This is a genomic window from Vibrio thalassae (genome assembly GCF_900089835.1).
Classification (GTDB): domain Bacteria; phylum Pseudomonadota; class Gammaproteobacteria; order Enterobacterales; family Vibrionaceae; genus Vibrio; species Vibrio thalassae.
This window is the reverse complement of the sequence record NZ_OANU01000059.1, coordinates 1-7858: the sequence shown is the minus strand read 5'-3', so window position 1 is coordinate 7858 and position 7858 is coordinate 1. Positions and strand designations below refer to the sequence as shown.

At 47.1% G+C, this 7858-nt stretch carries 8 protein-coding genes and 2 pseudogenes; 9 read left to right on the top strand and 1 reads right to left on the bottom strand.

Translation table 11 applies throughout. From position 1 onward, the window contains the following. Nucleotides 1-213 precede the first annotated feature (213 nt). The 6 genes and pseudogenes from VTH8203_RS15505 to VTH8203_RS15480 form a co-directional block, all read left to right on the top strand. Nucleotides 214-354 (top strand): annotated as a pseudogene (locus VTH8203_RS15505) (F0F1 ATP synthase subunit delta); the annotation flags it as partial. Nucleotides 355-366: 12 nt separating this feature from the next. Next, a complete protein-coding gene (gene atpA / locus VTH8203_RS15500) occupies nt 367-1905 on the top strand; it encodes a F0F1 ATP synthase subunit alpha (RefSeq protein WP_096994487.1) in 1539 nt (512 codons plus the stop codon). A gap of 24 nt (nt 1906-1929) precedes the next feature. Continuing rightward, a pseudogene (atpG, locus tag VTH8203_RS15495) lies at nt 1930-2780 on the top strand (F0F1 ATP synthase subunit gamma). A gap of 20 nt (nt 2781-2800) precedes the next feature. After that, complete coding sequence (gene atpD, locus VTH8203_RS15490) at nt 2801-4186, top strand: F0F1 ATP synthase subunit beta (protein ID WP_096994486.1); 1386 nt, start codon at nt 2801-2803, stop codon at nt 4184-4186. Nucleotides 4187-4197: 11 nt separating this feature from the next. Beyond that, a complete protein-coding gene (locus tag VTH8203_RS15485) occupies nt 4198-4641 on the top strand; it encodes a F0F1 ATP synthase subunit epsilon (RefSeq protein ID WP_096994485.1) in 444 nt (147 codons plus the stop codon). A 16-nt stretch (nt 4642-4657) separates the two neighbouring features. Next, entirely contained in the window at nt 4658-4873 is a 216-nt protein-coding gene (locus VTH8203_RS15480; RefSeq protein WP_096994484.1) for a hypothetical protein, read from the top strand. A 282-nt stretch (nt 4874-5155) separates the two neighbouring features. Here the strand turns inward: VTH8203_RS15480 and VTH8203_RS15475 are convergent, their stop codons facing one another. Further along, complete coding sequence (locus tag VTH8203_RS15475) at nt 5156-6097, bottom strand: LysR family transcriptional regulator (protein ID WP_096994483.1); 942 nt, start codon at nt 6095-6097, stop codon at nt 5156-5158. A 115-nt stretch (nt 6098-6212) separates the two neighbouring features. Between VTH8203_RS15475 and VTH8203_RS15470 the strand changes: the two genes are divergently transcribed. Genes VTH8203_RS15470 through VTH8203_RS15460 form a run of 3 tightly spaced genes read left to right on the top strand, consistent with a single transcriptional unit; the run spans nt 6213 to nt 7667 of the window. Continuing rightward, the gene (locus VTH8203_RS15470; protein WP_096994482.1) at nt 6213-6626 is read left to right on the top strand and encodes a VOC family protein; all 414 of its coding nucleotides are present in this window, start codon (nt 6213-6215) and stop codon (nt 6624-6626) included. A gap of 22 nt (nt 6627-6648) precedes the next feature. Next, nucleotides 6649-7179, top strand: a complete 531-nt coding sequence (locus VTH8203_RS15465) for an NADPH-dependent FMN reductase (RefSeq protein WP_096994489.1) — start codon at nt 6649-6651, stop codon at nt 7177-7179. 29 nt (nt 7180-7208) lie between these two features. After that, complete coding sequence (locus VTH8203_RS15460) at nt 7209-7667, top strand: MATE family efflux transporter (protein ID WP_244181230.1); 459 nt, start codon at nt 7209-7211, stop codon at nt 7665-7667. The last annotated feature ends 191 nt before the right edge of the window (nt 7668-7858 follow it).

Genomic DNA, 7858 nt, shown 5'->3' with positions numbered 1-7858 from the left:
GACCCCAGTTCAACGCCATAATGGAGAGGATAGTACCATCTTAGCTAAGCGCAAAGAGCTTTATAAACAAGCGAGAGCAGCCAACCCACAGCGGTGGTCAAACGAATCTAGAAACTGGGATGAAGTTGGTGAAGTTAAGCTAAATCCTGAAAGGCAGAAAGAAGCTGCTTAAAAAATTAAAGGCGACAACTACCTTGAAAAACGCCGGAAGCCAAATTTGGCAAAACGGTCACCATAGAACAGCAAATTGATCCATCCCTGGTTGGTGGAGTGATGATTAAAGCGGGCGAGCAGGTGTTAGATGGAAGTATTTATTCATCGTTACATCGTCTTGCTGTCAACCTACACGCATAGTAGGGGAAAGAGATGCAATTGAATTCAAATGAAATTAGTGAACTGATCAGAGAGCGCATCGCCAATTTTGATATGGCGAGTGAGGCGAGAAATGAAGGAACTATCATTTCGGTCAGTGACGGTATTATCACCATTCACGGTCTTGCAGATGCCATGCAAGGTGAGATGATTGAGTTACCAGATAACCGTTTTGCCCTAGCGCTTAACCTAGAACGCCACTCTGTTGGTGCGGTAGTCATGGGCCCATATGCTGACCTATGTGAAGGGATGAAGGTTCGTGGTACGGGTCGTATCTTAGAAGTGCCAGTTGGCCCTGCGCTGCTTGGCCGTGTGGTGAACACCTTAGGTCAGCCTATTGATGGCAAAGGCGAAGTGAAAGCTGAACGCTTTGACCCTGTAGAAGTGATTGCGCCGGGTGTAATCGACCGTAAATCCGTTGATGAGCCAATTCAAACAGGCTACAAAGCGGTTGATGCGATGGTGCCAATCGGTCGAGGTCAGCGTGAGCTGATTATCGGTGACCGTCAAACAGGTAAGACGGCGATGGCTATCGATGCCATCATCAACCAACGTGACACTGGTGTTAAATGTATCTATGTTGCGATTGGTCAAAAAGCCTCAACGATTGCGAATGTGGTTCGTAAGCTAGAAGAACACGGTGCATTAGAAAACACCATTGTCGTTGTGGCCTCAGCATCAGAATCTGCAGCGCTACAATACCTCGCACCTTACTCAGGCTGCACTATGGGTGAATACTTCCGCGACCGCGGTGATGATGCATTGATCATCTACGATGATCTTTCTAAACAAGCGGTGGCTTATCGTCAAATTTCACTACTACTAAAACGCCCACCGGGCCGTGAAGCATTCCCTGGGGATGTTTTCTATCTTCACTCACGTCTTCTAGAGCGTGCAGCTCGAGTCAATGAGAGTTATGTAGAGCGTTTTACTAATGGTGAAGTAAAAGGTCGTACGGGCTCTTTGACTGCCCTACCGATCATTGAAACGCAAGCGGGCGACGTATCTGCGTTTGTACCGACCAACGTTATCTCGATTACCGATGGTCAAATATTCTTGCAAACTCAGTTGTTTAACTCTGGTCTACGCCCAGCGGTTGACCCTGGTATCTCAGTATCGCGTGTGGGTGGTGCTGCACAAACCAAGATCATCAAGAAACTCTCTGGGGGCATTCGTACGGCTTTGGCGCAATACCGCGAACTGGCAGCCTTTGCACAGTTTTCATCTGACTTAGATGATGCGACTCGTAAGCAGCTTGACCACGGTGAAAAAGTGACTGAACTGATGAAGCAAAAGCAGTACGCACCAATGTCTGTTGCGAACCAAGCGTTGGTCATCTTTGCCGCTGAAAAAGGCTTCTTGGAAAATGTCGCACTGAACAAACTAGCAGAGTTTGAAGATGGTTTGGTGGCTTTCGCCAAACAGACTCAAGCTGAACTGCTTGAAGAGATCAACAAATCCGGTGATTACAACAAGGAAATCGAAGGTAAGCTTTATGCGCTGCTAGAAGAGTTTTCTGCGCTGCAATACTAACCATCAACCAAGTAGGAGTCAGTAATGGCAAATACCAAAGAGATACGCACCAAGATTGCGAGTATTCAAAGTACTCAAAAAATCACTAGTGCGATGGAGATGGTGGCGGCAAGCAAAATGCGTAAGGTTCAGGACAATATGGAAGCGTCTCGACCTTATGCAGACAACATGAGAAAAGTAATCAGTCACGTGTCTGGCGGTACGTTGGAATACAGTCATCCGTATCTTCAAGAGAGAGAGGTTAAACGTGTTGCTTACATCATTATCTCATCAGATCGAGGCTTGTGTGGCGGTTTAAATACCAACTTGTTCCGCAAAGTTTTGTCTGAAATGCAAAGCTGGCAGGAGCAAGGTGTCGAAGTTGACACCACATTGATTGGTTCAAAAGCAATCAGCTTTTTTCAATCATCAGGGCGTGTCATTGCTCAAACCTCAGGTTTGGGAGACCACCCAAAGCTCGAAGAGCTACTGTCCACGCCATGATGGAGCATTACACAGAAGGGCAGATAGACCGACTATTTCTGGTTTATAGCCAATTTGTAAACACCATGACGCAACAACCTATCGTGATGCAGTTGTTACCGTTTCCTAAGCAAGAAGAAGCGGAAAAAGAGACACGTTGGGACTACATCTACGAGCAAGCACCAAGAGATATCTTGGACCATTTAATGCTGCGCTACGTTGAGTCTCTTGTGTATCAAGGTGTGGTAGAGAGCATTGCTTGTGAACAAGCAGCGCGAATGGTTGCGATGAGAGCTGCAACGGACAATGCAGGTCAGTTAATCGATGACTTGCAACTCGTGTTCAATAAAGCACGTCAGGCAGCGATCACTCAAGAGTTGAGTGAGATTACCGCCGGCGCTCAAGCGGTGTAACAGGATTCAGAGGTAAGATTATGAGTATTGGCAAAATTGTCAAAGTCATCGGTGCCATTGTCGACGTAGAGTTCGAACAAAACAGCGGTCCGCGAGTATACGACGCACTAAAAGTCGTAGGTGATGAAAACAGCTCACTGGTTTTAGAAGTGCAACAACAACTGGGTGGCGGCGTGGTTCGCTGTATTGCGATGGGCTCATCTGATGGCCTTAAACGCGGTCTACAAGTAGAAACTACGGGTAGCCCTATTACGGTTCCCGTCGGTGAGGAAACACTGGGACGTATTATGAACGTTCTTGGTCAACCTATCGATGAATGTGGTCCCATTGGTGAAAAAGCATCGTATGAAATTCACCGTCCCGCGCCTAGCTACGAAGATCAGTCAAACAGTACTGAACTGCTTGAGACTGGCGTGAAAGTTATCGACTTGATTTGTCCATTTGCTAAGGGCGGTAAGATTGGTCTGTTCGGCGGTGCTGGTGTAGGTAAGACCGTCAACATGATGGAACTTATCAATAACATTGCGAAAGCGCACTCGGGTCTTTCAGTGTTCACAGGTGTTGGTGAGCGTACTCGTGAAGGTAACGACTTCTACTACGAGATGAAAGAAGCGGGCGTTTTAGACAAAGTGGCCATGGTTTATGGTCAGATGAACGAGCCACCGGGTAACCGTCTGCGTGTTGCTTTGACAGGTCTAACCATGGCGGAGCGCTTTCGTGACGAAGGTCGTGATGTGTTGCTGTTTGTCGATAACATCTATCGTTACACCTTGGCGGGGACAGAAGTATCAGCGTTACTAGGTCGTATGCCATCAGCAGTAGGTTATCAGCCAACGTTGGCGGAAGAGATGGGTGTACTGCAAGAGCGTATCACATCGACCAAAAATGGTTCGATTACGTCGATTCAAGCGGTGTACGTACCAGCGGATGACTTAACGGATCCATCGCCAGCAACGACGTTCGCTCACTTGGACGCAACGGTTGTACTGTCACGTAACATTGCAGCACTTGGCCTTTACCCTGCGATCGACCCGCTAGACTCAACGTCTCGCCAGCTTGATCCGCAAATTATCGGTCAAGAGCACTACGACACAGCGCAAGCGGTACAAAAAACGCTGCAACGTTATAAAGAACTCAAAGACATCATTGCTATCTTGGGTATGGACGAACTGTCTGAAGAAGACAAGCAACTGGTATCTCGAGCTCGTAAGGTAGAACGTTTCTTAACGCAGCCGTATCACGTAGCCGAGGTCTTTACTGGTCAGCCAGGGGTGTTTGTACCTCTGAAAGACACTATTGCGGGCTTCCAAGGTCTGCTTAACGGTCAATATGACGATATCCCAGAACAAGCATTTATGTACTGCGGTTCTATCGACGAAGTGCTTGAGAAAGCGAAAACACTGTAAGGGGTGACGTGATGGCAATAGGTGTTTCACAAACAACCTTTCAACTCAATGTGGTGAGTGCTGAAGGGACGCTGTATTCAGGGCCAGCTCATGCAATCGCCGTTGCCGGAGCGGATGGTGAGCTCGGGATTCGTCCCGGCCACTCCCCATTAATCAGTAAGATAAAACCGGGTGTTGCAAGAATTCTCGGAGACCTCAAGCAACCAGAGCATATCTTGTATGTATCCGGTGGCTTGGTAGAAGTACAACCTGACGTGGTGACCGTACTTGCAGACACGGCATTACACGGCAAAGATATTGACAAAGCTCGAGCGGAAGCGGCTCGCCGCGCTGCTGAAGAGAACATTAACAAACATACCGACGACGTTAATTTTGCTCAGGCACAGCTCGAACTTGCAAAAGCATTGGCTCAACTACGAGCGGTAGAACTTACCGTTTCGCGAGCTAGATACTAAATTCGGAGGAAAGATCATGAGAACAGTTATTGAGTTTACACAAAGTGGTCGCTACATGGACCGAGCTTGGGAAGGTGAGATCATCGCAGAAAAAGGTGTCCAGAAAGCAGTTTCTCCATCACTGGCAATGCGACTGGTGAGTATGGGCAGTGCGATTGCGATCTTTGGACCTGATGGAAAACCACTGACTGTGGATGACGACGAGGAGTTTACACCAGAAGTCAAAAAGTAACACAAGCAACGATGAGGCTCGAATCTCATTAGCTAACAGGGCGAACCCGGCAACGAAACGTTAAAGGCTCATATTCACCAATGAAGGCTTTGATGTTGCTAAAACAAGAACTGGCTATACCGTCCTCTCAGCTCCGTTGAGTTGAACTCAGCACTCAACGAACCGGAACACTGAGGCGAGGTCAATCTATATAAGTGACTCCATCGCCACTTATCCAGATTGGTTTCAGCACTTGGCCGTCACTCTTTTCATAGTTGGGAGTAGCGGCTTTTTCTTTTCTGATTACGCCATTCCTTTGTTTAATTCTTTCTGACGCAAAGATAAATGATGAACCAGTTCTGTTTCGACCATGTCTTTAAATGCTCTCACTTTTGCTGACATGTTTTTTCGACTTGGATACACCATATATACACCAAGTTGATGTTTTGGATAATCGTTAAATAACTCTACCAGTTCACCGGTTTCTAGTTCGTTACCCAAATAAAAGCGCGGCAAGCGGGTGATACCTAATCCGGCTTTGCACATTTCCAATTCCATTTTAGCGCTGTTGACCGTGATTCTGCTGGTGATGTCCACCGCGGCCTCATTGCCATCACGATCCTCATAAACCCAGCGCTTGTTGTTTTTCGCGTAGCTATAACTAATGATGTCGTGATGAGCCAATTCGCTAGGTGCTAATGGCGTTCCGTATCGTTGAAGATAAGCGGGAGAAGCCACTGTAATTCCTCTATCAGTAAAGAGTTTGCGACTGATCAGTGAGGAGTCTTCAAGTCTATCAGACGCACGAATCGCAATATCGATTCCTTGCTCAATGACGTCGACTTTCTTATCACTCAGGTCGATATCTAAGGTGACCTTGGGATAACGCTGCGCATACTGAGTAAAGATTACGCTCATAGTAGACAGCCCAAGGGCAACCGGACAGGTGATTTTTAGTAGGCCGGACGGCTCAATTTGACTACCGGACAACGACTCTTCCGCTGCTTGTGCCGCATCGACAACATCACGGGCGTGTTGGTAAAAATTTTCCCCTTCAGGAGTGAGCTTCAACGTACGTGTTGTGCGTTGAAGTAGACGCACGCCTAAGCGTTCTTCTAACTTGGTTACTTCTTTGCTGATGTATGAGGTGGAGTGCTGTGTCCGCTCTGCTGCAACAGTGAAACTGCCACTCTCCACAACCTCGACAAAGACCACGTAACCATCCAATAGCTTCCCGTTGTACATCGCACCTATTCCTAGTCATATGGAAATAATGATTTTACATTTTAGCCGTTAATTTCCATATGACTAGCAATTACACTGAATTTAACCACAAACAAGTAATGCATGGAGTGCCAACATGAAGCAGATTAGCCGAGTGAATCACATAGGAATTCGAGTGAGTGAGTTTGAACAATCGAGAGACTTTTACGCCAAGCTAGGTTTTGAATATATCGCAGGACCTGCGGGGCCTGAGACTGTGGCTATTGTAGAGCATCCAAGTGGTATCAATATTAATTTTATTCTGAATGCGAATTCAGGTGAGAAGAAAAACCAGCTTATGGATGTAGCCATTAAACACACAGGTTACACCCATGTGGCCATTGAAGTGTCGAGTGCCGAGCAAGTGATGGCGAACTTGGCAGAGCTCAACATCCCCCTGAGTGGTGGTCCCATGACTCACCCAACGGGTTTGTCGTTTTTTATCAGAGACCCTGACGACAATGTGATTGAGTTTATTGAATACGTGGGTTTAGACGCATACAAAAATTAGGAGAACAATCATGACAAAAGCAATTAAAGTACTCGCATTTGGTGCCAGTAATAGCCGAGCATCCATTAACCAGACCCTAGCCAGTTACGCGGCACACTTACTTGAGAACGCTGAGGTGAATCTTATCGACCTCAACGATTTTGAAGCCGCAATTTATAGTGAAGATCGTGAAAAACAGTCTGGAATTCCAGAACAAGCGCAGCGCTTTTATCAGTTGATTGGAGATGCTGACGCAGTGATTATCTCCCTTGCCGAGCACAATGGGTCGTATACCGCAGCCTACAAAAATCTGTTTGATTGGACCTCTCGCATCAATATGCAAGTGTTTCAAAATAAACCAGTGGTGTATTTGGCAACCTCACCTGGCCCAGGTGGAGCGCAAAGCGTGCTAGCTGCAGCCAGTGGATCTGCACCTTATTTTGCCGCGGATGTGAAAGCATCAGTGTCGATTCCTAGTTTCTACGACAATTTTGATGTTGAGCAGCAGAAAATCACCAATGGTGAGCTAGCGGATCAAGTAGCTTCTGCGGTAGCGCAACTGACCGTGAGCTAATCCGACTGATAGGGAAGAGGGATAACGCAATGGATGCGAAAATACTTAGCTCGCCGGTTCGTCCGGCACTGATTTCCATGACTGCTCCCGCCGCATTTGGCATGCTGATGACCTTCATGTTCCAGCTTATCGACACCTATTTTGTCGGTAAGCTTGGTACGCAAGAACTGGCTGCGATGAGCTTCTCTTACCCAGTATACCTCTTAGTCGTGTCCTTCTTTATGGGCGCCGCTGCCGGCGTGTCTTCGTCGGTAGCAAAAGCACTGGGAGAAAAGCAATGGGTAAAAGCCAAGCAGCTGACGACTCTCGCTATCGTTGCTTTTGTCTTTCTAACCGTGCTGCTCTCTAGTATCAGCTTTTGGGTGATGGATACCCTATTCTTTGCGCTAGGTGTGACTGAGGTGATGTTACCTTTGGTCAAGCAGTACATGGAGCCTCTGCTTATCGGCATGTTTGCGCTGGTAGCTGGATTAATTGAAACTTGGTAAACCACCGCCTCTGGCGGTGTGACTCGAAAAGGCTCTGCCGTAACAGCGTGCATCGATGGGAAAATGACCTCCTTTATAGAACCGGCAAGTTCAAAGGAGGTCATATGAGAGACTGGCAGAGCCAAGCTCACGTTAAACATTATTGCAAATATCACGTTGTGATTGTTCCAAAATATCGAAAGAAAGCGATT

What these genes read in the sequence shown, in the direction of transcription:
- atpA (WP_096994487.1), top strand. Translation starts at nt 367, where the DNA reads ATGCAATTGAATTCAAATGAAATTAGTGAACTGATCAGAGAGCGCATC.
- atpD (WP_096994486.1), top strand. Translation starts at nt 2,801, where the DNA reads ATGAGTATTGGCAAAATTGTCAAAGTCATCGGTGCCATTGTCGACGTA.
- VTH8203_RS15485 (WP_096994485.1), top strand. Translation starts at nt 4,198, where the DNA reads ATGGCAATAGGTGTTTCACAAACAACCTTTCAACTCAATGTGGTGAGT.
- VTH8203_RS15480 (WP_096994484.1), top strand. Translation starts at nt 4,658, where the DNA reads ATGAGAACAGTTATTGAGTTTACACAAAGTGGTCGCTACATGGACCGA.
- VTH8203_RS15475 (WP_096994483.1), bottom strand. Translation starts at nt 6,097, where the DNA reads ATGTACAACGGGAAGCTATTGGATGGTTACGTGGTCTTTGTCGAGGTT.
- VTH8203_RS15470 (WP_096994482.1), top strand. Translation starts at nt 6,213, where the DNA reads ATGAAGCAGATTAGCCGAGTGAATCACATAGGAATTCGAGTGAGTGAG.
- VTH8203_RS15460 (WP_244181230.1), top strand. Translation starts at nt 7,209, where the DNA reads ATGGATGCGAAAATACTTAGCTCGCCGGTTCGTCCGGCACTGATTTCC.